General features: G+C 61.7%; 22 protein-coding genes and 2 tRNA genes. 5 read left to right on the top strand and 19 right to left on the bottom strand.

The annotated features are described in order from the left end of the window. Positions 1–3 precede the first annotated feature (3 nt). The 8 genes from NOM67_RS13285 to pncC form a co-directional block, all read right to left on the bottom strand. Positions 4–80 (bottom strand) — tRNA-Arg (locus NOM67_RS13285). A 4-nt stretch (positions 81–84) separates the two neighbouring features. After that, positions 85–177: transfer RNA gene (locus NOM67_RS13290), tRNA-Ser, on the bottom strand. Between the two features lie 214 nt (positions 178–391). Further along, positions 392–580 (bottom strand): carbon storage regulator CsrA, encoded by a 189-nt coding sequence (csrA, locus tag NOM67_RS13295; RefSeq protein ID WP_005305164.1) that lies wholly within the window; start codon positions 578–580, stop codon positions 392–394. A gap of 103 nt (positions 581–683) precedes the next feature. Next, complete coding sequence (locus tag NOM67_RS13300; RefSeq protein WP_041210820.1) at positions 684–1,922, bottom strand: aspartate kinase; 1,239 nt, start codon at positions 1,920–1,922, stop codon at positions 684–686. A 16-nt stretch (positions 1,923–1,938) separates the two neighbouring features. Beyond that, on the bottom strand, positions 1,939–4,563 hold the full coding sequence (gene alaS / locus NOM67_RS13305; protein ID WP_255937801.1) for an alanine--tRNA ligase: 2,625 nt from the start codon (positions 4,561–4,563) through the stop codon (positions 1,939–1,941). Positions 4,564–4,858: 295 nt separating this feature from the next. Continuing rightward, positions 4,859–5,368, bottom strand: coding sequence for a regulatory protein RecX (locus NOM67_RS13310; RefSeq protein WP_041210822.1), 510 nt, complete (start codon positions 5,366–5,368; stop codon positions 4,859–4,861). A 44-nt stretch (positions 5,369–5,412) separates the two neighbouring features. Next, positions 5,413–6,477, bottom strand: coding sequence for a recombinase RecA (gene recA, locus NOM67_RS13315; RefSeq protein ID WP_043851986.1), 1,065 nt, complete (start codon positions 6,475–6,477; stop codon positions 5,413–5,415). An 80-nt stretch (positions 6,478–6,557) separates the two neighbouring features. Then, positions 6,558–7,049 carry a nicotinamide-nucleotide amidase gene (pncC, locus tag NOM67_RS13320; protein ID WP_033115928.1) on the bottom strand — a complete coding sequence of 164 codons (492 nt, stop codon included), beginning with the start codon at positions 7,047–7,049 and terminating at the stop codon, positions 6,558–6,560. Positions 7,050–7,266: 217 nt separating this feature from the next. Between pncC and mutS the strand changes: the two genes are divergently transcribed. Continuing rightward, positions 7,267–9,849 (top strand): DNA mismatch repair protein MutS, encoded by a 2,583-nt coding sequence (gene mutS / locus NOM67_RS13325; protein WP_255937809.1) that lies wholly within the window; start codon positions 7,267–7,269, stop codon positions 9,847–9,849. Positions 9,850–9,924: 75 nt separating this feature from the next. On the opposite strand, the gene cfa is transcribed toward mutS, so the two are convergent. The 6 genes from cfa to NOM67_RS13355 all read right to left on the bottom strand — a co-directional run bounded on the left by cfa (position 9,925) and on the right by NOM67_RS13355 (position 16,014). Then, positions 9,925–11,073 carry a cyclopropane fatty acyl phospholipid synthase gene (gene cfa / locus NOM67_RS13330; RefSeq protein ID WP_156853701.1) on the bottom strand — a complete coding sequence of 383 codons (1,149 nt, stop codon included), beginning with the start codon at positions 11,071–11,073 and terminating at the stop codon, positions 9,925–9,927. Positions 11,074–11,320: 247 nt separating this feature from the next. Next, positions 11,321–12,184 carry a patatin family protein gene (locus NOM67_RS13335; RefSeq protein ID WP_041210815.1) on the bottom strand — a complete coding sequence of 288 codons (864 nt, stop codon included), beginning with the start codon at positions 12,182–12,184 and terminating at the stop codon, positions 11,321–11,323. Positions 12,185–12,435: 251 nt separating this feature from the next. Beyond that, positions 12,436–13,332, bottom strand: coding sequence for a hypothetical protein (locus NOM67_RS13340; protein ID WP_255937815.1), 897 nt, complete (start codon positions 13,330–13,332; stop codon positions 12,436–12,438). Positions 13,333–13,406: 74 nt separating this feature from the next. After that, complete coding sequence (locus NOM67_RS13345) at positions 13,407–14,096, bottom strand: LrgB family protein (RefSeq protein ID WP_041210813.1); 690 nt, start codon at positions 14,094–14,096, stop codon at positions 13,407–13,409. Beyond that, complete coding sequence (locus NOM67_RS13350; RefSeq protein ID WP_041210812.1) at positions 14,089–14,490, bottom strand: CidA/LrgA family protein; 402 nt, start codon at positions 14,488–14,490, stop codon at positions 14,089–14,091. Before NOM67_RS13350 ends, NOM67_RS13345 begins: the two co-directional genes overlap by 8 nt. A 99-nt stretch (positions 14,491–14,589) precedes the next feature. Then, positions 14,590–16,014 (bottom strand): PLP-dependent aminotransferase family protein, encoded by a 1,425-nt coding sequence (locus tag NOM67_RS13355; protein ID WP_255937819.1) that lies wholly within the window; start codon positions 16,012–16,014, stop codon positions 14,590–14,592. An 88-nt stretch (positions 16,015–16,102) separates the two neighbouring features. On the opposite strand from NOM67_RS13355, the gene NOM67_RS13360 reads away from it, so the two are divergent. The 3 genes from NOM67_RS13360 (at position 16,103) to NOM67_RS13370 (ending at position 18,323) form a co-directional block, all read left to right on the top strand. Further along, positions 16,103–16,540 (top strand): rhodanese-like domain-containing protein, encoded by a 438-nt coding sequence (locus tag NOM67_RS13360; RefSeq protein WP_255937821.1) that lies wholly within the window; start codon positions 16,103–16,105, stop codon positions 16,538–16,540. Then, complete coding sequence (locus NOM67_RS13365; RefSeq protein ID WP_255937824.1) at positions 16,530–17,246, top strand: GNAT family N-acetyltransferase; 717 nt, start codon at positions 16,530–16,532, stop codon at positions 17,244–17,246. Before NOM67_RS13360 ends, NOM67_RS13365 begins: the two co-directional genes overlap by 11 nt. 186 nt (positions 17,247–17,432) lie before the next feature. Then, positions 17,433–18,323 (top strand): LysR family transcriptional regulator, encoded by an 891-nt coding sequence (locus NOM67_RS13370; protein ID WP_255937827.1) that lies wholly within the window; start codon positions 17,433–17,435, stop codon positions 18,321–18,323. Here the strand turns inward: NOM67_RS13370 and NOM67_RS13375 are convergent. The 3 genes from NOM67_RS13375 to ybaK form a co-directional block, all read right to left on the bottom strand. Beyond that, complete coding sequence (locus NOM67_RS13375; protein WP_255937829.1) at positions 18,317–19,231, bottom strand: hypothetical protein; 915 nt, start codon at positions 19,229–19,231, stop codon at positions 18,317–18,319. The genes NOM67_RS13370 and NOM67_RS13375 overlap by 7 nt on opposite strands. Before the next feature lie 11 nt (positions 19,232–19,242). Next, the gene (locus tag NOM67_RS13380) at positions 19,243–20,034 is read right to left on the bottom strand and encodes an ABC transporter substrate-binding protein (RefSeq protein WP_255937832.1); all 792 of its coding nucleotides are present in this window, start codon (positions 20,032–20,034) and stop codon (positions 19,243–19,245) included. 117 nt (positions 20,035–20,151) lie between these two features. After that, positions 20,152–20,616 (bottom strand): Cys-tRNA(Pro) deacylase, encoded by a 465-nt coding sequence (gene ybaK, locus NOM67_RS13385; protein WP_033115917.1) that lies wholly within the window; start codon positions 20,614–20,616, stop codon positions 20,152–20,154. 191 nt (positions 20,617–20,807) lie between these two features. Here ybaK and NOM67_RS13390 point away from each other — a divergent pair, with 191 nt between their 5' ends. Continuing rightward, positions 20,808–21,143 (top strand): hypothetical protein, encoded by a 336-nt coding sequence (locus tag NOM67_RS13390; protein WP_255937836.1) that lies wholly within the window; start codon positions 20,808–20,810, stop codon positions 21,141–21,143. Between the two features lie 81 nt (positions 21,144–21,224). Here NOM67_RS13390 and ppc read toward each other — a convergent pair whose 3' ends face one another. Further along, positions 21,225–23,858 (bottom strand): phosphoenolpyruvate carboxylase, encoded by a 2,634-nt coding sequence (gene ppc, locus NOM67_RS13395; RefSeq protein WP_255937838.1) that lies wholly within the window; start codon positions 23,856–23,858, stop codon positions 21,225–21,227. 229 nt (positions 23,859–24,087) lie between these two features. After that, a complete protein-coding gene (argE, locus tag NOM67_RS13400) occupies positions 24,088–25,233 on the bottom strand; it encodes an acetylornithine deacetylase (RefSeq protein WP_255937840.1) in 1,146 nt (381 codons plus the stop codon). Positions 25,234–25,341 lie beyond the last annotated feature (108 nt).

A 25,341-nucleotide genomic window follows, 5' to 3' on the forward strand; every position in this document is an offset into this window, starting at 1 on the left:
ATATGGTGCGCCCGAGAGGATTCGAACCTCTGACCACCTGGTTCGTAGCCAGGTACTCTATCCAGCTGAGCTACGGGCGCAAAATGGCGGAGAAGGGGGGATTCGAACCCCCGATGCGGGTATAAGCCGCATACTCCCTTAGCAGGGGAGCGCCTTCAGCCTCTCGGCCACCTCTCCGTTTGCGGGGCTGATAATACTTCACAGGGATTTTTAGTCAAACACTTTTTTGGAGAAAAAAGCGTGTTCGCTCAGCATTTGGCCAAAGCGTGGAATATTCAAACAATATCGACACTTATCCCGCTCTTTTGCACCTTGCAGCGCGGTTTTGCCTGGCCTTAAAAAACAAAAGGCGACACATGAGGTGTCGCCTTGTCACAGCCATTAAAGCCGCTTAGAAGCCGGATTGACCCGGTACTTTCTCAGCCTGGATGCGCTGGTAGATCTCTTCGCGGTGTACGGAGACCTCTTTCGGCGCGTTAACACCGATACGAACCTGGTTGCCTTTAACGCCCAGTACGGTGACAGTCACTTCATCACCAATCATCAGGGTTTCCCCTACACGACGAGTCAAAATAAGCATTCGCTTGCTCCTGTATCCTGTTTTGTTTTTATATCGATATGCGACATTATCTTACAAAGATACCGATATGGTAAATGGTTGAAACTAAATCAATCAGCGATTGTTAGCCCAAAGGCTGCTCTTGGGGCGCTTGATCCAATCCAAAAGCGGCGTGCAGGGCCCGCACCGCCAGCTCCAGATACTTCTCGTCAATCACCACCGAGATTTTGATTTCAGAGGTAGAAATCAACTGCATGTTGATCCCCTCCTCGCCCAATACCTTGAACATGGTGCGCGCAACACCGGGATGGTTCCACATGCCGACACCGACAATGGAGACCTTGGCAATCTCGCCATTCCCCTGCACGCAGGAGGCGCCCAACTCGGTCGCAGTCTCCTCCAGCAGCGCACGGGCACGGCGGTAGTCGTCACGATTCACCGTGAAGGTGAAGTCGGCGGTGCCATCTCCCAGGGTATTTTGCACAATCATGTCGACATCAATGTTGGCGTCGCTGATCGGGTTCAGGATCTGCGCAGCCACGGTCGGTCTGTCCGGCACACCCAGAATGGTCAGGCTGGCCTCGTTGCGGTTAAAAGCGATCCCGGATACCAGGGGAGCTTCCATCCTCTCACCTCCATATGTGATTAAGGTTCCCTCTCCGTCGACAAAGCTCGACAGCACCCGCAGCGGGACGCGGTACTTGCCCGCAAACTCCACCGAGCGGATCTGCAGCACCTTGGCGCCGAGACTGGCCATCTCCAGCATCTCCTCGAAGGTGATGGTGTCGAGACGACGAGCCTTGGGCTCGATGCGCGGATCCGTGGTGTATACCCCATCCACATCGGTAAAGATCTGGCACTCATCGGCCTTGATGGCCGCCGCCACGGCAACTGCCGTGGTATCCGAACCGCCGCGGCCCAGCGTCGTGATGGCGTTATGCTCGTCACGGCCCTGGAAACCGGCGATCACCACCACCTTGCCTGCAGCCAGTTCAGCATGAACCAGCTCGGTGTCGATGTGGGTGATGCGCGCCTTGCCATAGGCGGAATCGGTATGAATCCGTACCTGATCGCCAGTCATCGAGACCGCCGGGCAACCGCGTTTGTTCAACGCGATGGCCAGCAGCGCTATGGTGACCTGCTCACCGGTGGAGACCAGTACATCCATCTCGCGCCGGTTGGCATCAGGATCCAGTTGCTGGGCCATGCCCAGCAACCGGTTGGTTTCGCCCGACATGGCGGAGACAACCACCACCACGTCGTGTCCCTGGGCGCGGGTCTGCTCGACCCGCTCAGCTACCGCCTCGATCCGCTCCAGTGTGCCGACCGAGGTGCCGCCGTACTTCTGTACATAGAGTGCCACAGATCACCTCGCCCGATTACAGGCGCTCTTCCAGCCAGGAGTGAACGGATTGCAGCGCTGCCGGCACCGCCTCAGGCTGGGTACCACCCGCCTGTGCCATGTCCGGACGGCCACCGCCCTTGCCACCCACCTGCTGGGCAACCAGATTGACCAGCTCACCGGCCTTGACCTTGCCGGTCAGGTCGTTGGTGACGCCCGCAATCAGGTTGACCTTGCCATCGGCACAGGTTGCCAGCAACACAACACCGGACTTCATCTGGTTTTTCAGCTCGTCCAGCATGCCGCGCAGGGATTTCGGATCGGCCCCTTCCAGCGCTGCAACCAGCACCTTCTGACCGTTGATCTCGATCACCTGACCCAGCAGGTCGTTACCGGCCTGAGCGGCCAGCTTGGCCTTGAGCTGCTCCAGCTCGCGCTCCATCATCTTGGCCTTGTCCAGCATCTGGCGAACCTTGTCGGCGATGCAGAACTGGTCACCTTTCACCAGGGCAGCAGCCTCTTCGATCTGCTCGCCAACCTGATGCATGAAGTCGATGGCCGCTTTGCCGGTCACAGCTTCGATACGGCGCACGCCAGCAGCGATACCGCTCTCGGCGATGATCTTGAAGAAGCCGATATCACCGGTGCGCTTGGCGTGAGTACCGCCACACAGCTCGGTGGAGTAGTCGCCCATGCGCACGACACGCACGTCGTCTTCATATTTCTCACCAAACAGCGCCATGGCACCGGCGGACTTGGCCGCTTCCAGATCCATCAGCTGGGTGGTGATTTCGTGGTTGGCGCGGATCTGGTTGTTGACCAGCTCCTCGACCCGGCGAATGGTCGCCATGGTCAGCCCCTCGAAGTGGGAGAAGTCGAAACGCATGCGCTCGGCCCCTACCAGAGAACCTTTCTGGGTGACATGCTCGCCCAGAGCCTGACGCAGAGCTGCGTGCAGCAGGTGAGTCACGGAGTGGTTCAGGGCGATGGCCTGACGACGGTCAGTATCCACCACGGCCTCGACCTCAGCCCCTTTCTCCAGGGTGCCCAGCTCCATGTAGCCCTTGTGGATGATCGCCTTGCCCGCTTTCAGGGTGTCGGTCACGGCAAAGATGCCGTCGTCCACTTTCAGGGTACCGCTGTCGCCAATCTGGCCGCCGGACTCGGCGTAGAAGGGGGTCTCCTCCAGCACGATGACAGCTTCGTCACCGGCGATAAGACCGCTCACCTCTTCCACACCCTTGTAGATGCCGACCACGCGAGTGCGCTCGCTCAGGGTCTTGTAACCGGTGAAGGGGGTCTCGAAGTCGAGCTTGAGCATCTCGTTGTAGTTCACGCCGAAGCTGGACGCTTCCTTGGCACGAGCACGCTGCTTCTCCATCTCGGCCTTGAAGCCCTCTTCGTCGATGCCGATCTCGCGCTCGCGCACCACGTCGGCAGTCAGGTCGGCCGGGAAGCCGTAAGTGTCATAGAGCTTGAACACCACTTCGCCCGGAATAACCTTGGCATCGCCCAGGTTGGCCAGAGCGTCTTCCAGCAGCAGCAGACCGCGATCCAGAGTGCGGACGAACTGCTCCTCTTCGATGCGCAGCACGCGCTCGACCAGCGGCAGCTGGGCGATCAGCTCGGCAGCGACATCCTTCATCTGCACTGCAAGCTCGGCAGCCAGTTTGTAGAAGAAGACATCGGTAGCGCCCAGCTTGCGACCGTGACGCACGGCGCGGCGGATGATGCGGCGCAGCACATAGCCACGGCCTTCGTTGGACGGCATCACGCCATCTGCCACCAGGAAGGCGCAGGAGCGGATGTGGTCAGCGATGACGCGCAGGGACTGGTTGCTCAGATCGGTAGTGCCGACAATCTCGGCCGCTTTCTTGATCAGCGCCTGGAAGATGTCGATTTCATAGTTGGAGTGGACACCCTGCATGATGGCGGAGATACGCTCCAGCCCCATGCCGGTATCCACGGACGGACGCGGCAGCGGCTCCATGGTGCCGTCAGCCTGACGGTTGAACTGCATGAACACCACGTTCCAGATCTCGATGAAACGGTCGCCATCCTCTTCCGGTGAGCCGGGACGGCCACCCCAGATGTGATCGCCGTGGTCATAGAAGATCTCGGTGCAGGGACCGCACGGGCCGGTATCGCCCATCGCCCAGAAGTTGTCGGAAGCGTAAGGGGCCCCTTTGTTGTCACCGATGCGCACGATGCGATCGGCCGGGACACCGACCTCTTTTTCCCAGATATCGAAAGCTTCATCGTCAGTCGCGTAGACGGTCACCAGCAGGCGATCTTTCGGCAGCTGCAGCACCTCGGTCAGGAAGCCCCATGCAAACTTGATGGCATCCTGTTTGAAGTAGTCACCGAAGCTGAAGTTGCCCAGCATTTCGAAGAAGGTGTGGTGACGAGCGGTATAGCCGACGTTTTCCAGATCGTTGTGCTTACCACCGGCACGCACGCAACGCTGGGAAGTCGTCGCGCGATTGTAGGCACGCTTGTCTGCGCCAAGGAACACGTCCTTGAACTGGTTCATACCCGCGTTGGTAAACAACAGGGTCGGGTCGTTATGCGGTACCAGCGAGCTGGAGGAGACAACCTGGTGCCCCTGGGAACGGAAATACTCGAGAAACGCAGCGCGAATCTCTGACGTGGACATATACATGGAAAATCCTGCTTGATTCGAATACGGACTTTTAACCGCATTAATGTAAGTTTTCTGCGGGGTAAAGTAAAACGGACAGGGCCGCCACGGGCGAAAAAGCGCACATAAACGGGCCAGAAAAGAGCGCCACTGCCCACAGTGGCTTTTTTCACTGTCGAGAGGCAAAAAAGCAGCGCATAAAGAGGGATGAGCTGAACAAAAGGCGGCTTTTTCGGGATTGCGCTCGCAAGCTACTGAGCCGGCAGGAAAAACCTGCAACAAGGAGAGGTAAAACGACGGTTGCCACGCAGTGGCGTTACTCCTCCCGCTCCTGCAGTGCCGAGATAGCATAACGGGCCTGATCCTGGGTAAAGCCGCGCCCCAGCAGATATTTGAGCCACTTCATCCGCAGCTTGAAATCGGCCAGATCGGCAATTTTTGCCCGTCGCTCCAGCAGTTCGAAGGCAAGCTCGAACCAGTCCAGCTCCGGCTGCTCGAAGGCGGCATCGATCTGGCCATCGTCCAGCCCCTTGCGGCGCAGGTCGAAACGGATTTTGAGCGGGCCATGTCCCTTGGCGGCTCCGGCCCGCACCGCCATGGCACCATAACGTTCGTCATTGACCCAGTTATAACCGCGGCAGTAGTCGACCACCGCCTCGATCACCTCTTCCTGATAGCCCTGCTGGCGCAGGCGTCTGGCCAGCTCCGATTCGGCACTCTCGCGGCGGGCCAGACTGCGCATGGCATAGCCGCGGGCAGCGGCCAGCTGCTCGGCAAAGGTCGGCTCGGCGGGCTCGAGCGGTTCGGTCACGGATTCATCAACCATCATAAATAACAAGGCCGGGTATCTACCCGGCCTTCCTTTGTTCCTTATTCGAACTCTTGTTCGCTTTCGGCATCGAACTCTTCTGCCTCAACCGATGCAGCCTTGTCATCGACAGGTACGGCACCGGAGAGCAGCAGCTCGCGCAGTTTGGCTTCCACTTCGCCAGCCAGCGCCTTGTTCTCGGCGAACAGCTTCATCACGTTGGCCTTGCCCTGACCAATCTTCTCGCCGTTGTAGCTGTACCAGGCACCCGCCTTGTCGATCAGCTTGTGCTTGACGCCCAGATCCACCAGCTCGCCCTCTTTGGAGATACCGGCACCGTAGAAGATCTGGAATTCGGCCTGCTTGAAGGGAGGAGCCACCTTGTTCTTCACTACCTTGACGCGGGTCTCGTTACCGACCACTTCGTCACCTTCCTTGATGGCGCCGGTACGACGGATATCCAGACGCACTGAGGCGTAGAACTTGAGCGCGTTACCACCGGTAGTGGTCTCCGGGCTGCCGAACATGACGCCGATCTTCATCCGGATCTGGTTGATGAAGATGCACAGGCAGTTGGCGTTCTTGATGTTGGCGGTCAGCTTGCGCAGCGCCTGGGACATCAGACGGGCCTGCAGGCCAACGTGGGAGTCACCCATCTCGCCTTCGATTTCCGCTTTCGGAGTCAGGGCCGCCACGGAGTCGACGATGATGACGTCAACGGCGTTGGAGCGAACCAGCATGTCGCAGATCTCCAGCGCCTGTTCACCGGTATCCGGCTGGGAGATGAGCAGGTCGTCGACGTTGACGCCCAGCTTGGCGGCATAGATGGGATCCAGCGCGTGCTCCGCATCGACGAAGGCACAGGTCTTGCCCTTCTTCTGGGCTTCGGCGATCACCTGCAGGGTGAGGGTGGTTTTACCGGAAGATTCCGGGCCGTAGATCTCGACGATACGACCGCACGGCAGACCACCGATCCCCAGCGCCACGTCCAGAGAGAGGGAGCCGGTGGAGATGGCTTCGATATCCATGGTCTTGCTGTCGCCCAGACGCATGATGGAGCCTTTGCCGAACTGCTTTTCAATCTGACCCAGCGCAGCCGCCAGTGCCTTCTGTTTGTTCTGATCCATGCCAATCTCCGCTGGAAATCGTGAATAAAAAATGAAGTTGGGCTAAGTATACTGTCTATTCATACAGTATCAAGCCCAATTTATCTGAGCAGGGCCAACAGACCCGACAAGGCCTGTCTCACCGCCTGCTGGCGCACCTGCCGGCGATCCCCGTCGAAGCGGGCCAGCAGGGAGTGGTGGCGGCCATTGCTGTCGGCCCAGGCGAACCAGACGGTGCCGACCGGCTTGCCCTCGGTCGCACCGCCGGGGCCGGCGATACCGCTGATGGCAACGCTGATGGAGGCAGACGAGTGCGCCAGCGCGCCGCGGGCCATCTCCAGCACCACCGCCTCGCTCACCGCGCCGTGCCGCTCAAGGCTCTCGCGGCTCACTCCCAGCATCTGCTGTTTGGCCTCGTTGGTGTAGGTGACAAAGCCGCGATCGAACCAGCCGGAGCTACCCGCGATGTCGGTGATGGCCGTAGCCACCCCACCGCCGGTACAGGATTCGGCGGTCGCCGCCAGCCAGCCCCGTTGACCAAGGGCCCGCCCCAGCTCGATGGCGAGGTGCTCTATCTCTGCGTCCAGTTTCATCACAGCTCCTTCTGATTCGTGGAAAGGGCACATTATGCGATCCCGCCGCAGCCCCTCGCAACTGAGCTGATTGTCACAAGGCAGATGACTCGCATCAACCAAATGGTGGTGTGAGCCAACCTCCCCCGGCGCGGCGCTTATGTGTAGAATGGCGCCATCAAGCTCAAGGCTCATCACCGCAGACCCGGGCCCGCAGAGGCCCCTTCTGGAATAGAACATGACCGCACAACACCAAGCTACTGGCGCCGCGCCAAGCGCCAATCTCAGCGCCCACACGCCCATGATGCAGCAGTATCTGACCCTCAAGGCCGAGAACCCGGAGATCCTGCTGTTCTACCGGATGGGCGACTTCTACGAGTTGTTCTATGACGATGCCCGCAAGGCCTCCCAGCTGCTCGACATCTCCCTGACCAAGCGCGGCCAGTCGGCCGGCAGCCCCATCCCGATGGCGGGCGTGCCCTATCACGCCATCGAGGGTTATCTGGCCAAGCTGGTGCAGCTCGGCGAATCTGCCGCCATCTGTGAGCAGGTGGGAGACCCCGCCACCAGCAAGGGGCCGGTGGAGCGCAAGGTCATTCGCATCATCACCCCGGGCACCGTCTCCGACGAGGCGCTGCTCAGCGAGCGGCAGGACAACCTGATCGCCGCCGTCTATCACGATGGCCGTCGCTTCGGTTACGGCACCATGGACATCGGCTCCGGTCGCTTCTTCATCAACCAGTTCGAGAAGGAAGAGACCCTGCTGGCGGAGCTGCAGCGCACCAATCCGGCGGAGCTGCTCTACCCCGAATCCTTCGCCTTCCTGCACCACGTCGAGGGTCGCCGCGGTCTGCGCCGGCGCCCGGAGTGGGAGTTCGAACTTGGCACCGCCCGCAAGCTGTTGTGCCAACAGTTCGGTACCCAGGATCTGGTGGGCTTTGGCGTCGAACAGAGCGAGACCGCCCTGTGCGCCGCCGGCTGCCTGATGCAGTACGTCAAGGACACCCAGCGCACCGCCCTGCCCCACATTCGCAGCGTGCGCCTCGAGCAGCCGGATCACGCGGTCATCATGGATGCCGCCACCCGCCGCAATCTGGAGCTGACCCAGAATCTGGCCGGCGGTCACGACAACACCCTCTCCGCCGTGCTCGATTGCACCGCCACCCCCATGGGCAGCCGGCTGCTCAAGCGCTGGATCCACCAGCCGATCCGCGATCGGGTGATCCTGAAAGGTCGCCAGAGCACCATCAAGGAGCTGATCGAGCAGAACCTCTATGACGAGTTGGGTGGTCTGCTGCGTCAGGTCGGCGATGTGGAGCGGGTGCTGGCGCGTCTGGCCCTGCGCTCGGCCCGTCCGCGCGATCTCACCCGGCTGCGGCAGGCTTTCGCCCAGCTGCCCGAACTGCAGCGCCTGCTGGCGGAGAGCGAGCACGAAGCGGTGCAGCAGTTGCGCGAGCGGGCCAGCACCTTCCCCGAGCTCTTCGATCTGCTGGAGCGCGCCGTGATGGAAGTGCCGCCGGTGCTGATCCGCGATGGCGGCGTGATCCGTGAAGGGTTCAACGCCGAGCTGGACGAGCTGCGGGATCTGGCCAACGGCGCCACCGCCAGCCTCGCCCGCATCGAGGAGCGGGAAAAGCTGCTGACCGGCATCAACACCCTCAAGGTGGGTTACAACAAGGTGCACGGCTTCTATATCGAGGTGAGCCGCGCCAACAGCCATCTGGTGCCGGCCCACTACATCCGCCGCCAGACCCTCAAGAACAACGAACGCTACATTATCGACGAGCTGAAGAAGTACGAGGATCGGGTGCTCACTGCCCAGGCGCAGGCGCTGGCGCTGGAGAAACGGCTCTACGAAGAGCTGCTCGATGCCCTGCTGCCGCATCTGGGCGATCTGCAGGAGTCTGCTGCTGCGCTGGCGGAGCTGGACGTGCTGGCCAACCTGGCCGAGCGGGCCGAGACCCTCGACTATCGCTGCCCCACCCTCATCGACGAAGATCAGATCCTCATCGAGGCGGGCCGCCATCCGGTGGTGGAGCAGGTGATGACCGACCCCTTCATCGCCAACCCGATCCGGCTGGAGCGGGAGCGGCGGATGCTGATCATCACCGGCCCCAACATGGGCGGTAAATCGACCTACATGCGCCAGACCGCGCTGATCGTGCTGCTGGCCCATATCGGCGCCTTCGTCCCGGCCGACAGTGCCCGCATCGGCCCCATCGACCGCATCTTCACCCGCATCGGAGCCTCGGATGATCTGGCCTCAGGAAGATCCACCTTTATGGTCGAGATGACCGAGACCGCCAATATCCTCAACAACGCCACCGCCCGCAGTCTGGTGCTGATGGACGAGATCGGCCGCGGCACCAGCACCTACGACGGTCTCTCGCTGGCGTGGGCCTGCGCCGAGCAGCTGGCGAGCAAGATCGGCGCCTACACCCTGTTTGCCACCCACTACTTCGAGCTGACCCGCCTGCCGGAGCTGATGAGCGGGCTGGCCAACGTCCACCTCGATGCGGTGGAGCACGGCGACACCATCGCCTTTATGCACGCGGTGCAGGAAGGGGCGGCCAGCCGCTCCTACGGTCTGCAAGTTGCCGCACTGGCGGGGGTGCCGAAATCGGTGATCCAGCAGGCCCGTCACAAACTGCATGAGCTGGAGAGCGCCACCCCGGTAGCCGCCGGTGAAACCCGCCCGGCCCCGGTGGCCATAGCGCCCCAGAGCCATCCGGTAGTCGATGAGCTGGAAGCGGTGCGCCCCGACGAGCTCACCCCGCGGCAGGCGCTGGATCTGCTCTATCGCCTCAAGCAGATGCTGTAACCAGCGCCTGCCGATCAGAAAGATAAAAGGGGAACCGCGAGGTTCCCCTTTTCATTCGCACCAGCGCCCCACGCCCTAACGGGGCACACGGATCCCGCCGGTCACCCCTTTGGGGCTGAACAGCACCTGCCAGAGCTGAATATCCCGCGCCCGGAATGCTCCGGCACAAGCATTCAGGTAATAGGTGAACATCCGGTAGAATCGCTCGTTGTAATGCGACTTCAATTTCGGCCAGGCCGCATTGAAACGAGTCAGCCATGCCATCAGGGTGCGATCATAATCGGCACCGAAATTATGCCAATCTTCCATGACAAATTGTTTTTCACTGCTCTGGGCTATTTGCAATATCGAGGGGAGACAACCATTCGGAAAAATATATTTATCAATCCACTTGTCCACATTCAAATCAGTTTTATTTGAACCGATGGAATGCAATAGGAAAAGGCCATCTTCTACCAGATTATTGGCGACCACCTCAAAATAGGTCGCATAGTTTTTCGGCCCGACGTGTTCAAACATCCCTACCGATACAATCCGGTCAAATTGCTCGTTGAGATCGCGATAATCCTGCAGACGGATCTCGACCGGCAACCCGGAACAGTTCTCCTGTGCCAGCGCCTGCTGCTCCGCCGAGATGGTCACACCGACCACCGACACCCCATAATGCTCGGCAGCAAAACGAGCCAGTCCACCCCAGCCACATCCGATATCCAGCAGCCGCATCCCCTTTTGCAGCCGCAGCTTTTCGCAAATCAGGTGCAGTTTATCGCTCTGCGCCTGCTCCAGATTATCGGCTCTGGCCCAGTAACCACAGGAGTACTGCATATAGGGGTCCAGCATCAGCTCAAACAGATCGTTGCCAAGATCATAATGCTCCCGCCCGACCTGCCAGGCACGTCTGCGACTCTGCCTGTTCACCAGTCGGCTGGTGAGTACATAAGCAATGTCGGAGAGGTGACGCGGAACACGCTCTTCAACTCCGGCCACCAGCAGGCGATGGAACAGCATGTCAAGCCGTGGGCAATCCCACCAGCCATCCATGTAGCTCTCACCCAGTCCCAACGACCCCTCTTTGATAACCCGGGAGAAAAAGAGGTGATTATTTATTTTGATATCATATGGCTGGGGGCCATTAATCGTCACACCGGCATATTCAAGCAGCTCTGCGACAATATTGTAATAGTGGCTTTCAGCTACGCACAATTCCAACTCTTGGGTTGCCATAACAATATTCCTTTTCAATTTTCAGATAATCCTCCCCGGCATATAAATAGCGACCAAAAACAACATCGGTGAAAATAAGGGAAAAGGATGCCCCGTCATCAACCATCAAATAATGGGATGAATCTATATGTCACCTGGTTGCTGCCGGCTAGCAAGTCATGCCGATGGCGGATCAACAGCTACAACGCAAATAGAGGAATGAACCGACCTTTGATACTGCCAGACTCATCCAATCAATGTTTGGCCCTCAGGCGACTGCCATCACCTCGCCAGCCGCCCGCAGCAGACTCTGGCGCCCTTGCCAGTAGCCCTGCAGATAGCCGGACTCCAGCTTGAGCTGATCGCGGGTAAAGCGGGAGACCGGAAAACCGGCCGGTGGCGCGATCACCTCGATCTCGCAATCGGCGGGCGGCGTTTCGATAAAGTCGAGGGCGCGGTTGTAGGCCACATCCCGTGCCAGCATCGCCTGTGCCAGTGCAGGCTGGGTCTTGAGCAGCGCCTTCACCATCCAGCAGAAGCGGGCCGGCTTCTTGCGATAACCGCGCGGCTCGGAGAGCACCACCGTCATCCGCCGTGCCCCGCGTCGATAGGCCTCGATCACCGGGATGGAGTCGCTGATGCCGCCATCCGCCATGGGACGGCCATCGACAGAGGGAGTCTCGTGCTGCACCACCGGCAGGGCGCAGGTGGCGGTCAGCACCTCGTCCATGTTGTCGGGGCGCACAGGCAGGTAGACGGCTTCACCGGTCGCCACATCGGTGGTCACCGCATAGAAGGGAATGCGGCAGGCGGAGAAGGTGTCGAGATCGAGGGGAAAACGGTAACGACTGGTTCGCCAGAGCCAGCTGATATCCACCAGATCGCCCCCCTTGACGAAGCGCAGCGGGTCGAGAAAGTCGCTGCTGCAGGCCAGCTCGGTGATGATGTGATGGCTGCGGCGTGGCTGCTCGCTCAGGTAAGAGACCAGATTGGTCGCCCCGGCCGAGACGCCCATGACGAAATCGAACGGGTAGTGGTGGCTTTCCACGAAGGCATCGAGCACGCCACTGGCGAAGATGCCGCGCATGGCGCCCCCTTCGACAATGAGCGCGTTGGTAGCAGAAGAGAACATGTGAAGGCTCCGTCAGCGGTAACAAATCCGGGGCATGCCCCGATCGGTGATGGACGCCTTCATGTCGGACACCAAGACGCCTGAACTGGACGGTTCGGACAGTGTCGCTGCGCCGATACCGTGAAGCGAAGCCAGTATATGCAGCAAAAAATCATTCTAAAAATGAATTTAAATAATAAACATCATGCCACTTTGGAATGATTTGCGCCGCAAAAAGGCCAGCCGCAGGGCTGGCCGTGTTCTCGCCTAACTCAGGGCAAGCCGGGGCCGAAACGCCCAGTCACCGGATCGTAGTGGTAGGCGTCGTAATCAAAGTCGATCCCCTTGAGCAAGGGGTTGGGCAGCTCGAACAGCTGCCGCTCATGGAGCCTGGCCTGATCGAGGGAGGGTTTGAAGTTGTGCAGCCAGAGTCGCTGCAGCGAGCCATCCTGCCACGCCAGCTTGAGCCCGGCCTGAATGCGCCGGATCCCCGCCTGATTCTCCTTGAAGGTGTAAAAGAGATGGAGGAATGGGTAGTGTAGGGCGATATGCTGCTCCACGGTGAGGCCGGGCAGATCCCGGTGCTGCTCCAGCTCGGTGAAGAGCTCGTTGGCGCCGCGGCAGAAGAGATCGGCCCGCCCGCGAGCCACCAGCTTGAACAGCCGCTCGTAGCTGTCCACCTCCTGCACCTGCAGACCGGCCGCCCGCAAAATGGCGGCATCCTGCCAGCCGCGCCCCTGCACGTTCTGGTACTGCTTGAGCTGCTCGAAGCGGGTCACACCGGCAATCGCCTTCGCCTGCTGCGGGCTGACGAAGCAGATGCGATAGCCGAGGATGCCGAGTTCCACCGGAAAGCGGACATAGTCGAGGGCCTCACCGCTATCGGGCTGCGGCGTATCGACGGCAAAGAAGTTGGGGTAGAGGTTGGTCTGCAGCACCTGCCGCAGCCGGATCCGGTTCATCGGCGGCGCCGCCCGCAGCTCGTAGTCACCGAAGCTGTCGCGGGTTTTTTCCAGCGCCAGCTGCAGCAGCTCGCGAAAATAGATGGTGCGCTGATCCCGGTCACTCTCCGGGCTGATATGGGTAAAGACGTCGCTCGCCCGCAGGGGGGCGGCAAGAAGTGAGAGGCTGCACAGCAGCAAGAAGGACGCGAGGCGATGAAAGGTCATACTGCTCATCCCGGGAAAACACGCTCACTAGAGTGTAGTGCCGGGACGAGCAGCCTTGTAAAGGGAAGCTCAGCCTACCAGAACATTCGGCCCAGCAGGGGCGCCAGCAGCACGGTCACCATGCCGGCAATCATCATCACCATGCTGGAGACCACCCCCTCTTCGTTACCCATCTGATAGGCCTTGGCGGTGCCGGCGCCGTGGGCCGAGGCGCCAAACCCCGCCCCCTTGCCGAGACGGCTGCGGATGGCCAGCACGGTGAGCACGCTCTCCCCCACCGCCATGCCGATGACGCCGGTCAGCACCACAAACAGCGCCGTGAGATCGCTCTGACCGCCGATGGCGCGGGTCGCCTCCACCGCAAACGGCGTCGTGATGGAGCGCATCGCCAGACTGCGCTGCAGCATGTCGGAGAGATCGAGCCAGCGGGCCAGCAGCACGGTACTCCCCACCGCCATGATGACCGAGGCGACCACCCCCACCGACAGCGACAGCCAGTGGCGACGAATGAGCTGGCGGTTCTCGTAGACCGGCACCGCGAAGGCGACGGTCGCCGGGCCCAGCAGCCAGAGCAGCCAGTGGGATTCCGCCATGTAGTCCTGATAGGGGATGTGGAACAGCAGCACCACGGCCACCAGCAGGGTCGGAGCCAGCAGCAGCGGCATCAGCGGCAGGATCCGCTTTTTGCCGTAGAGCCATTTGCTGGCGTAGTAGAAGAGCAGGGTAAGGGCGAAACAGATCAGCCCGAGCAGGGTATCAGACATGACGGCGACTCCGGCGGGCCAGTTTCAGTTCGAGGCGGTAAACCCGATCCACCACCAGCGCAGTGGTGCCGAGTACCAGGGTGGTGCTCACCAGCAGCACCACCATGATGCGCCACCCCTCTTGCAGCAGCAGCTCCTGATAGTTGACCACCGCCACTACGGCAGGGACGAAGAAGAGCAGCATCTCGGCCAGCAACCAGCGCGCACCGGCACTGAACCATTCAGCCTTGACCACTCCGAGCAGGATGCAGGCCAGCAGCAACAGCATGCCGGTGAGGTTGGCGGGCAGCGGCAGGTGGAGGGTTCGAACCGCGGTATCGGCCAGCAGCCAGATGGCTGCCAGCAATACAATCTGGAAGGGAGTCTGTAACCAGCGCAGGGCAAGGGATTTCATGATTAAGGGTCTTTCTGTGAACTGGTTCACAGTATAGAGAGAGGCAAAACCTTCCAGAAATGAATTTAAATTATCAACTTCATGCCTGAAAGGAATGCATCACCCCTCCCGCAGTACGCGGCCAAGGTCGCGGCAGAGCTGGCGCAGGGTGCCGTTATCGAGGCCGGCATAACCGAGCAGCCACCCCTCCCGATCCGCCTCTCCCAGATAGAAGGGGCGCAGAGGTCGCAATCCCAACCTCTGCCGGTTGGCCATGTTTGTCCAGCGCGCCTCGCCGCCGGGAGGCAACAGCGCGGTGCACTGCAATCCGGCACCGGTGTGGATGGGGGTCAACTGGGGGCACTGTTCGGCCAGCTGAGCCAGCAGCAGATCCCGCCGGCTGCGGTAAAGCAGCCGCATCTGGCGCAGATGGCTGGCAAAGTAGCCCCCCTGCAGAAACTCGGCGGTCACCGCCTGCAACAGCTGGTTACTGTGACCGTCGAACGCGGCGCGCGCGCGGGCGAAAGGCTCCAGCAGCGCCGGTGGCAGCACCAGATAGGCAAGGCGCAGCGAACCGAACAGCACCTTGCTGAAGGTACCCACATAGATGACCCGGCCGCTGCGATCCAGCCCCTGCAGCGAGGGGAGCGGCCGCTGGTCGTACTGAAACTCGCCGTCGTAGTCATCCTCCAGGATCCAGGCCTGCTCCCGCTCGGCGCGGGCCAGCAGCGCCATGCGCCGGGGCAGGCTCATCGCCATGCCGAGGGGATACTGGTGGGAAGGGGTGGTGTAGATGAGGCGCGGCGCCGGATGATCGCCCGCCGGGTTGAGCCCCTCCTCATCCACCGGCACCGGGTGGAGGTGCGCCCCGGCGGCCTGCATCGCATTGCGCGCGCCGAGGTAACCCGGCTCCTCCAGCCAGACCGTATCACCGGGGTCGAGCAGCAGCTGGGCGGCGAGCTGGATCCCCTGCTGGGAGCTGGTGAGCAGCAGCACCTGCTCCGGGTGGCAGACCAGTCCGCGCGACTGCACCAGATAGGCGGCAATGGCCTGGCGCAGGGCGGGCAGACCGGCGGGATCGCCATACTGCATCAGGCGCGGCCCATGCCGGCGCCACTGCTGCTGCAACAGTCGCCCCCACAGCTCGCGGGGAAAGGCGAGCGTGTCGCCCTGACCGCTGGCAAAACTGTGCGGGGTGCCTGTCTCCTCCTGACAGGCGCCGCTGGCGAGGATTGCCGCCCCGCGCCTGGACAGGGGGGCGCCACCACGCTGGCCACTGCGCGGCGCGGGCACCACCGCCAGCGCCACGAAGCTGCCCACGCCGACCCGGCGGGTCAGGTAGCCCTCCGCCTCCAGCCGGCCATAAGCCTGTTCGACCGTGCCGCGCGACAGGGAGAGATCCCGCGCCAGCACCCGGCTCGGCGGCAGGCGGCTGCCCTGCGGCAGGTGACCGGCGAGGATGGCATCGCGCACCGTGCGCACCAGTCGCTCCTGAACCGGCAGGCTGGCATCGTTCTCGGCAAACAGGGTCGGCAAGGCGCTCATTGGTCTACTCCATCCAGCAGAATTGGTACATCCGTATGAACCATTATGCCGCTAGAGTAGAGCTCTGCCATCAGACAAGGAGTTAATCATGAGTCACGTTCGTTCCACCGGCCTGCTCTCGCCCGAGCAGGCCGCCCTCTTCTTCGAAGTGCAGCTTGCCTGCCGCACCGATGCCGCCGATCTGGCCGCCGACCTGATGGCGGCAACGGCCGGCATCGTCGTCATCGACACCCGCTCGCCAGCGCACTACGCCGCCGGCCACATTCCTGGGGCCATCTCCCTGCCGCACCGGGAGATGGTGCCCGAGCGGGTGGCCGGGCTCGATCGCGATGCCATCTACGTCTGCTACTGCGACGGCATCGGCTGCAACGGATCGACTCAGGGAGCCTGCAAGCTGGCGCGCCTCGGTTTTCGGGTCAAAGAGCTGATCGGCGGCCTCCACTGGTGGCAGCGGGATGGCTTTGCTGTCGCGCTCGGCGACGAGCCGGGCCAGCTGGCCAACGAGGAGGTGCGCTGTGGTTGCTGAGATCAACGAGTTTGGCCAACCGCTCGGGCCGCTGGTCGCCGGCTGGGATGGCGCCCGTTTCCCCGAAGCGCAACTGCTTGAGGGGTGGGGCTGTCGCTGCGAGCCACTCGATCCGGCCCGCCACGAAGCGAGCCTCTGGCAAGCCTTCGGCAAGGATGACGGGAGCCTTTGGACCTACCTCACCAGCGGCCCCTTCCCGAGCCGCACCGAGTGGCAGGGATGGCTGGCGCGTATGGCGGCGGGGCGGGATCCCCAGTTCTACGCCATCGTCGATGCCGCCAGCGGGCGCGCCCTCGGGCTCGCCAGCTTTCTGCGCATCGACCCTCTCGCTGGCAGCATCGAGGTGGGCTGGCTCCACTTCGCCCCGGCGATGCGCCGCACCCGGCTCGCCACCGCCGCCATGGCGCTGATGATGGCGCGCGCCTTCGCCCTCGGCTATCGCCGTTACGAGTGGAAGTGCAACGCCCTCAACCTCCCCTCCCGGCAGGCGGCGCTGCGGCTCGGTTTCACCTTCGAGGGGATCTTCCGGCAGGCCCGGGTCGACAAGGGGCGCTCGCGCGATACCGCCTGGTTCTCGGTGATCGACAGCGAGTGGCCAGCCCTGCAGGCGACCCTTGGCCGCTGGCTGGACGATGCCAACTTCGACCAGAGCGGGCGCCAGCGTCTCTCCCTCTCGGCCCTCACCGCCGCCCTGCGCGGCAACTGAATACATACGGGCGGCCACCCTGGCCGCCCACGTTTTTCCAGCCATCCGATCGGCCAGCCTGTTTATCCCCTGCTCGCAGCACGCCTCACCCCGTTGAGAGGCTCAGATCCTTCATGAAATGAATTAGAATGAATCATTTCATGCCATATTGGCATGATTAGAGCCCTTGTTATCCCGGGAGAGCCCATGGATATTCGCGCCCTGCGCTACTTTGTCGAACTGGTTCGGGAGCAGAGCTTCACCCGCGCCTCGGAGAAGCTGTTCGTCACCCAGCCCACCATCAGCAAGATGATCCGCAATATCGAGGAGGAGCTGGGCCAGCCTCTGCTCAACCGGGAGGGGCGTCGCTTTACCCTGACCGACAGCGGGCAGGTGCTGTTCCAGCGGGCCCAGACCATTCTGGCCGAGATGCAGCAGCTGGAGGCGGAGCTGGCGGATCTGCATAGCCTGCAGCATGGCCGCCTCACCCTCGGCATTCCCCCCATGGTGGGTCACCTCTACGCTGATCTCATTCGCGCCTACCGCACCAGCTACCCCAAGGTGGAGCTGACGCTGGTGGAGTATGGCGGCCGCCTGATCGAACAGGCGGTGCTGGAGGGGGAGCTGGATATCGCTATCACCATGCTGCCGACCAAGGAGGGAGGCGCCCTCAACGCGCTAGATCTGGATCAATACCCGATCCGGGTAGTACTGCCGGACCAGCCACGCTGGCACGGCGATGCACCACTGCGACTGGAATCCCTACAGGATGAGCCCTTCCTGCTCTATACCCAGACTCTGGCATTCACCCTGAGCGAACGGCTGGAGCAGGCGTGTCAGGAAGCTGGCTTTGTGCCGCAGGTGGCGGCGCGCAGCAGTCAGTGGGATTTTCTCACCGCCATGGTGCGCAGCGGCATGGGGATCGCCTTTCTGCCGGAGCCGGTCTGCAATCGGCTCATACCAGACGGCCTGGTGTTGCGACCACTTGAGCTCGAGCTGAGCTGGCGACTCGGGGTGATCTGGCCGCGCGAGCGCTATCTGTCGCACACCGCCGAGGCCTGGCTGGAGCTCTGCCGCAAGTGGCGGGAGCCTCACTGATCGCCGAAGCGATCGGTGAGCGGATTGTAGAAATAGGGGCGGTAATCGAAGCTGATCCCCTTGAGGAAGGGGTTCTCCAGCTTGATCAGCCGCCGCTGTTGGGGGTGGGCAAAGGCGATGGCTGGGCCGAAGCTCTTGCGCCACAGCACCTGCAGCGAGCCATCCTGCCAGGCGATTTGCAGCCCCTGCTCGACCCGTTTGAGCGCCTCGCGGTTGTTGGCATTGGTATAGAAAACCCGGGGCAGCGGGTAGTAGATCATCAGGGCATCGTCGACCTTGAGCCCCTCCACCTCGTCGTGGGTGAGCAGTTCGCTGCGCAGCTCGCTCACCCCGCGACAGAAGAGATCGAAACGGCCGCGCGCCACCATCTTGAACAGCTTCTCGTAGCCATCCACCTCCATCACCTCCAGCCCGGCGTGGCGCAGGATATCCACATCGAGCCACCCCTTGCCCTGACCGAAGGTGAAGCGGCGCAGGCCTGCAAGATCGGTCACCTGCCTGACTGCCGCCTGCTGCTGCGGACTGACAAAACAGATGCGGTAGCTGACGATCCCCAGATGCACCGGGAAGCGGGCATAGGCCAGCCCCAGCCCCTCGCGGGTGCTGCTGTAACTGTCCATGGCAAAGAGATTGGGGAAGCTGTCGAGCTGCATGCTGACCCGCTCGCGGGCCTTGGTCATGGGAGGCGCGGCCTCCATCACATAGTCGCCAAACTGGTCGCGCGTCTTGTCGAGGGCGAGGCGCAGCAGCTCCCGATCGTAGGTGGTGCGCGGATCCCGTTCGCTCTCGGGACTGATATAGGTAAAGCGGGTTACCGCCTCGACCGCCAGCGGGAGCAGCACCAGCAGGCTGGCCACCAGCAGCGCCAGCGACCGTCCTGCAAACCGCTCTGCCGTTCCATGGCTCATCGCTATCATCCCTAGTCCCCTGCCCGGTGGGTCTGTCTGAAACTGGCCACATAGTGCTGATAGGCGGGCGAGTTGCGCACCGCCTCGATGGCATCCCACACATGCTGGCTCTCATGCGGATGGCTCTGGCGGAAGGCGTGGGAGAAGACCAGATAGTAGGGCTTCTCCACCAGCACCGGAGCGAGCCGCTCGATCTGCCCTTGCAGGTCAGGATGGGCCGCCAGCAGGCTGTCGGCCACTTCGGTCTGCAAGGCGGTGGCGGCGGCCCGATCCATCACCAGCTTTTTCAATATGATGAGCGGATCCCGACTCGAGTCATCTACCTCGACTCCCGCCCCCTGCAGGAACTCGACGATGGAAAAACCGGACTGGGCCGCCACTATCCCCTTGACCCTAAGGGTGGTGCCATCCCACTGGCTCTTGCCCCCCTTGAGCTGATAGAGGCTGTAGCTTTCGATGAGCAAGCGCTTGTCGGGATCCGGCTTGTCACCGCGCATCGGGTAACTGCCTATCTTGCTCGCCCGCTCCGCGCTATAGCTCATCTTGAAGGCGGCATCCATCTGGCCGCTGCTCACCAGCGAGAGACAGCGCTTCCAGGGGAGTGGAGTCATCAGGATTTCGATGCCAAGGCGCTCTGCCACCAGCTTGAGGTGATACTGAACGATCCCCTCCCCCGACTGCAGCAGCCAGGGGTAGGAGTCGCTGTTTTCAAAACAGGAGTGCAGGGTAAAGGCAGGGGTAGCACTACCCGTGGCGGGGAGAAGCAGCACAGCGCACAGCAGGGATCTGACAGATGCTCGCATGGGGCCATATCCTTGGCAGCCAGTCTCCTTCCACTATACCAGCCAGCCCGCTACCGTGCCGTGGCGGCAGCGTCAGGCCGTGCGGGGCATCACTCTTCGTCGCAGACTCTTCACCGATTACTCTTCGCCGATGGGAGCGGCAATCCACTTCATCAAGGTCAGCATATCCTGCGGCGCCACACCGACCGAGAGGCCGCGCTTGCCACCGCTCACCAGGATCTCGTCAAATTGCATGGCCGACTCGTCGAGCACGGTGGGCAGCAGCTTCTTCTGGGCCAGCGGACTGATGCCGCCCACCTTGTAGCCAGTCAGCTTCTCCGCCTCCGCCGGTTTCATCATCTCCACCTTCTTGAGGCCGGTCGCCTTGGCCAGCTGCTTCAGGCTGCACATGCCGGATGAGGGCACGATGGCCACCACCGCCTGTTTGTCGTGGTGGGCGATCAGGGTCTTGAATACCTGTGCCTCCGGCAGCCCGAGCTGGGTCGCGGCATGCTTGCCGAAATCGTCGTGGGCTTCGCACTCGTAGGGGTAGAGCTTGTGGGGGATCTTGAGCTTCTTCAGCAGGTTGATGGCAGGAGTCATGATGGTTGCCTTGAATCGAATCACATAAAAACAAGGCCAAACAGTCTGCGCCTCACAATAGGGTGATGCAAGTCGTAAGGGCAATTTGGGGCGTATCGCCCCTCCTGACAGTGCCTTTCCAACAGCGCCCCATGCTATCCTCACCCCCCGATTTCACCGATATTCGCCCTCACCATAGGCAACGAGGTTATATGACCCGATCACGCTGGCTACCGACGGGAATATCCCTGCTCGTCCTCCCTCTGCTCCTCACCGGCTGCGCTCACCAGCCCGATGCAGAGGAGTACCAGAGCAAGGTGGATACCCTGATCAGACTCTGCACGGAGGAGACGCTCCCAAACTCTCAGGCAAGGCCCGAGGGGTTCGACCTTGAGCAGCATCTGACCGATCTCAGGGCCGAGCGACTGCAGCTCACTCGCCAGTTGGCCACCCCGGCAGGGCACGCCGCGCTCACCGCTCGCCTGAAAACCAGCGCAGACGATCTCGACACCCTCTGCCTGAAACAGGCACTGCAGCAGAGCCAGTAATCGAGCCGACCAAGAGAACACCAGAAACAGAAAGGGCGCCTGATGGGCGCCCTTTGTCTCTGTGATTGTAGAAATCAGCGATCAACCGGTGTTGCGCATACCTGCGGCGATACCGGCGATGGTGACCATCAGCGCCTTGTCCAACTCGGGGTGCAGGGTCTCCGGGTGGTTGCGGGAGCGGTTGAGCAGCTCGGCCTGCAGCACGTTGAGCGGGTCGGTGTAGGGGTTGCGCAGCTTGATGGACTCCTTGATCCAGGGCTGATCCTCCAGCAGATCCCCGCGCGGGCTCAGCTTCAGCACCACTTCGATGGATTCGGCGAGCTCCTGACGCAGCTGTTTGCCAAGGCCCCACAGCTCCTGCGGCACCAGACGGGTGTCATAGTACTCGGCGAGCCAGACGTCCGCTTTCAGGAACACCATCTCCAGCATCTCGAGACGGGTGCGGAAGAAGGGCCACTGGGCGCTCATCTCCTCCAGCACGGCCAGCTTGCCATCGTCGATCGCCAGTTGCAGCGCCTTGTGGGCACCGAGCCAGGCCGGCAGCATCAGGCGGTTCTGGGTCCAGGCGAAGATCCACGGAATGGCGCGCAGACTCTCGACGCCGCCGTTGGGCTTGCGCTTGGAGGGACGGGAGCCGAGCGGCAGTTTGCCAAGCTCCATCTCTGGGGTGGCGGCACGGAAGTAGGGGACGAAGTCCGGGTGGCCGCGCACGATACTGCGGTAGTGATCGCAGGAGATGGTCGCCAGCTGTTCCACCACTTCACGCCAGCACGCTTTCGGCTTGGGCGGCGGCAGCAGGTTCCCTTCCAGCACGGCGCTGGTGTATAGCTCGAGGCTCTTGATCGCCACTTTCGGCAGGCCGAACTTGAAGCGGATCATCTCGCCCTGTTCGGTGACGCGCAGGCCACCGCGCAGGGATCCCGGCGGTTGTGACAGGATGGCCTGCTGAGCCGGCGCACCGCCACGACCGACGGTACCGCCGCGGCCATGGAACAGGGTGAGGCGCAGATTGTTGGCCTCTGCCAGCGCCACCAGTGACTCCATGGCGGCGTACTGAGCCCAGCCGGCGGCCATCATGCCCGCGTCCTTGGCGGAGTCGGAGTAACCGATCATCACGTACTGACGTCCCTGGATATAGCCGCGATACCAGTCCACCGACAGTAAACGCTCCATCACGGCGGTGCCTGCCATCAGGTCTTCCTGAGTCTCGAACAGCGGGGCGACCGGCATGCGGAACTTGCAGCCAGCTTCTTTGAGCAACAGCTGCACCGCCAGTACGTCGGACGGCGCACCAGCCATGGAGATGATGTAGATACCGAACGCATCGGGATCGTGCTGGGCAATCACCCGGCAGGTCTCGATGGTTTCGCGGGTCTCGTCGCTCGGCTCCCAGTCGTTGGGGATAAGCGGACGGCGGGAGTTGAGTTCGTTGAGCAGGAAGGCCTGCTTGTCATCCTCGCTCCACTCGGCGTAATCCCCCAGCCCCAGATAGCGGGTCAGCTCGGAGAAAACCTGACCGTGGCGCTCGCCATCCTGACGGATATCGAGCTTGACCAGATGGATGCCGAAGCAGGCGATCTTGCGCAGCACATCCAGCAGCATGCCATCAGCAATGTTGCCCATGCCGCAGGCGTGCAGGGAGTGGTAGCAGAGCTCCAGCGGCTCGCGCAGCTGGGCGGTGGTCTTGACCAGATCCCGGCTCTCGCTCGCCTGTCCCTGCACCTTGGCGGTCAGGTACTCCTGAGTTTCGCGCAGCTGTTCGCGCAGCTCGCGCACCAGCGCGCGGTAGGGCTCGGGGTGATCGCCAACCCGCTCGCGCACGGCGTCGGTGCAGTCGGACATGGAGAGCTCGGAGGTGAGCTCGCGGATGTCCTTGTAGAAGAGGCTCACCGCCATCCAGCGACCCAGCTCCAGCACTTCGGCAGTCACCTTGGCGGTGACGAAGGGGTTGCCGTCACGGTCACCGCCCATCCAGGAGGTGAACTTGACCGGTGCGGCATCCAGCGGCAGTCGCACACCCAGATGGTGCTGCAGACGCTCGTCCAGATTGCGCATGAATTCGGGGATGGCCGGCCACAGGCTGTTCTCCACCACAGCGAAGCCCCACTTGGCCTCGTCGACCGGAGTCGGGCGCTGTTCGCGGATCTCGTTGGTGTGCCATGCCTGATTGATGAGCTGCTCGATGCGATTGAGGATCTTGTCCCGCTCGCGGGGCAGCAGGTCAGAGAGCTCCAGCGCCTCTAGGCAATCGTTGAGCTGCACATGCTTGTGGATCAGGGTACGACGGGTCACCTCGGTCGGGTGAGCGGTCAGCACCAGATCGATATCCAGCTCGCGCACGGCCTGAATGATGGCCTCTTGCGACAGGTTGGAGGCTTTCAGTTTGTCGAACATCTGCTCCAGCGGATCCGGAGTGCAGACCTGCTCTTCGCAGCGACGGGAGATGGTGTGGAACTGTTCGGCCACGTTGGCCAGATTGAGGAACTGGCTGAAGGCGCGGGCCACCGGCAGCAGCTCGTCATCGCTCAGGGTGCGCAGGGTATCAAGCAGACGTTCCCGGTCTGCCTCATTGCCTTTGCGGGAAGATTTGGCCAGTTGGCGAATGGTTTCGATCTTGTCGAGGAAGGCCTGACCCTGATGGTCCTTGATGGACTTGCCCAGCAGCTGACCCAGCATGCCTACGTTGGCGCGTAGTGCGGCGTACTTTTCGTTCATTCCACATCCTTATCTTGTTGGTGCCTGACACCCATCCGGGGTGCGAGACGACCTCACTTATTGTTGTGCGATTACAACATATGCTCCGTCATCTTAGGGTGACAATCTACCCAGATTGTCTGCGCAAGGTCAAATAACAGGCCGATTCAGAAGATGTATTTCCCTCACCACTCCTGCACCGGCTTGTTATGTAACTTACTTACAGCTTTGACCCCCTTTGCAGCCCTTTTCAGAGGCAGAAGCGACGAACCAGATGCTGCAATACCGCAGTGGTGGGCTTGACGAAGGAGAGATCCAGATACTCGTCAGGCTGGTGCGCCTGGGTGATATGGCCGGGCCCCATCACTATGGTCTCGCAGCCAAGCTGCTGGATAAAAGGGGCCTCGGTGCAGTAGTTGACCGACTCGGCCGCGCGGCCGCTCGCCTTCTCGGCCTCACGTACCAGCACAGAGTCATCGGCGCAGGCGTAGGCGGGAATGGGTTCGTGCAGGTGCTGCAGATGCAGGCAACCGGGCTGGTGAATCTCGATGGGAGAGAGAGCCTCTTTGAGCATCCCCATCAGCTCGTCTGGCCCCACCTGCGGAGTAGGTCGCAAGTCGATGTGCAGCTCGCAGCAGCCGCAGATGCGGTTCGGGCTGTCACCGCCCTGAATGTAACCGAGGTTCAGGGTCGGCTGCGGCACGGCAAAGCGGTGGTCGGCGTAGCGATCTTTCAGATCCTGCTGCAACCGCAGTACCTGCCCCATCGCCTTGTGCATGATCTCCATGGCGTTGACACCGTTGGCGGGATCCGAGCTGTGACCGCTCTTGCCGGTAATACGGATCGCCTCCGACATATGCCCCTTGTGGGCCACCACAGGCACCAGCCCGGTCGGCTCGCCAATCACCGCGTAGTCGGGTTTCAGCTCGGCTGCCGCAGCAATGGCGCGGGCCCCCGCCATGGTGGTCTCTTCATCGGCAGTGGCGAGAATGCGCAAGGGCTTGGCCAGCTTGGTGAGATCGATCTCCTTGAGCGCCTCCACGATAAAGGCGAAGAAGCCTTTCATATCGATGGTGCCGAGGCCATACAGGCGGTTGCCCTCTTCGGTCACCTTGAAGGGATCCTTGCTCCAGCCCCTCTCATCGAACGGCACCGTATCTGTGTGACCCGCCAGCAGCAGACCGCCCTCCCCCTGACCGATCGTCGCCACCAGATTGAACTTGCCCGGCAGCTCGGGGAGCGCAGTTACCTCGCACTGAAAACCGAGCTGACCGAACCAGTCAGCCAGCAACCGGATCACCGCCTCGTTGCTCTGATCCCACTTGGGATCCGTGCTGCTGATAGAGGGGATCGCAATAATATTCTTGTAGAGTGAAAAAAAATCCAGATTGGCCATCAGCTCCTCCTTGCTTCCCCAAAACGTTTCTGTTAGAAAATACAAATGCAATGCGAATGCATGAATATTCTGCCTTTTTGCCAGGATAAGCAGCTCGCCAACAAAGGC

It is taken from the genome of Aeromonas sp. SG16 (assembly GCF_024436135.1).
In the GTDB taxonomy this organism is placed as follows: Bacteria; Pseudomonadota; Gammaproteobacteria; order Enterobacterales; family Aeromonadaceae; genus Aeromonas; species Aeromonas jandaei.

Excerpts from the sequence above, each read along its gene's own strand:
- csrA (WP_005305164.1), bottom strand. The coding sequence starts at position 580 with ATGCTTATTTTGACTCGTCGTGTAGGGGAAACCCTGATGATTGGTGAT.
- alaS (WP_255937801.1), bottom strand. The coding sequence starts at position 4,563 with ATGTATATGTCCACGTCAGAGATTCGCGCTGCGTTTCTCGAGTATTTC.
- NOM67_RS13310 (WP_041210822.1), bottom strand. The coding sequence starts at position 5,368 with ATGGTTGATGAATCCGTGACCGAACCGCTCGAGCCCGCCGAGCCGACC.
- recA (WP_043851986.1), bottom strand. The coding sequence starts at position 6,477 with ATGGATCAGAACAAACAGAAGGCACTGGCGGCTGCGCTGGGTCAGATT.
- pncC (WP_033115928.1), bottom strand. The coding sequence starts at position 7,049 with ATGAAACTGGACGCAGAGATAGAGCACCTCGCCATCGAGCTGGGGCGG.
- mutS (WP_255937809.1), top strand. The coding sequence starts at position 7,267 with ATGACCGCACAACACCAAGCTACTGGCGCCGCGCCAAGCGCCAATCTC.
- cfa (WP_156853701.1), bottom strand. The coding sequence starts at position 11,073 with ATGGCAACCCAAGAGTTGGAATTGTGCGTAGCTGAAAGCCACTATTAC.
- NOM67_RS13335 (WP_041210815.1), bottom strand. The coding sequence starts at position 12,184 with ATGTTCTCTTCTGCTACCAACGCGCTCATTGTCGAAGGGGGCGCCATG.
- NOM67_RS13340 (WP_255937815.1), bottom strand. The coding sequence starts at position 13,332 with ATGACCTTTCATCGCCTCGCGTCCTTCTTGCTGCTGTGCAGCCTCTCA.
- NOM67_RS13345 (WP_041210813.1), bottom strand. The coding sequence starts at position 14,096 with ATGTCTGATACCCTGCTCGGGCTGATCTGTTTCGCCCTTACCCTGCTC.
- NOM67_RS13350 (WP_041210812.1), bottom strand. The coding sequence starts at position 14,490 with ATGAAATCCCTTGCCCTGCGCTGGTTACAGACTCCCTTCCAGATTGTA.
- NOM67_RS13355 (WP_255937819.1), bottom strand. The coding sequence starts at position 16,014 with ATGAGCGCCTTGCCGACCCTGTTTGCCGAGAACGATGCCAGCCTGCCG.
- NOM67_RS13360 (WP_255937821.1), top strand. The coding sequence starts at position 16,103 with ATGAGTCACGTTCGTTCCACCGGCCTGCTCTCGCCCGAGCAGGCCGCC.
- NOM67_RS13370 (WP_255937827.1), top strand. The coding sequence starts at position 17,433 with ATGGATATTCGCGCCCTGCGCTACTTTGTCGAACTGGTTCGGGAGCAG.
- NOM67_RS13375 (WP_255937829.1), bottom strand. The coding sequence starts at position 19,231 with ATGAGCCATGGAACGGCAGAGCGGTTTGCAGGACGGTCGCTGGCGCTG.
- NOM67_RS13380 (WP_255937832.1), bottom strand. The coding sequence starts at position 20,034 with ATGCGAGCATCTGTCAGATCCCTGCTGTGCGCTGTGCTGCTTCTCCCC.
- ybaK (WP_033115917.1), bottom strand. The coding sequence starts at position 20,616 with ATGACTCCTGCCATCAACCTGCTGAAGAAGCTCAAGATCCCCCACAAG.
- NOM67_RS13390 (WP_255937836.1), top strand. The coding sequence starts at position 20,808 with ATGACCCGATCACGCTGGCTACCGACGGGAATATCCCTGCTCGTCCTC.
- ppc (WP_255937838.1), bottom strand. The coding sequence starts at position 23,858 with ATGAACGAAAAGTACGCCGCACTACGCGCCAACGTAGGCATGCTGGGT.
- argE (WP_255937840.1), bottom strand. The coding sequence starts at position 25,233 with ATGGCCAATCTGGATTTTTTTTCACTCTACAAGAATATTATTGCGATC.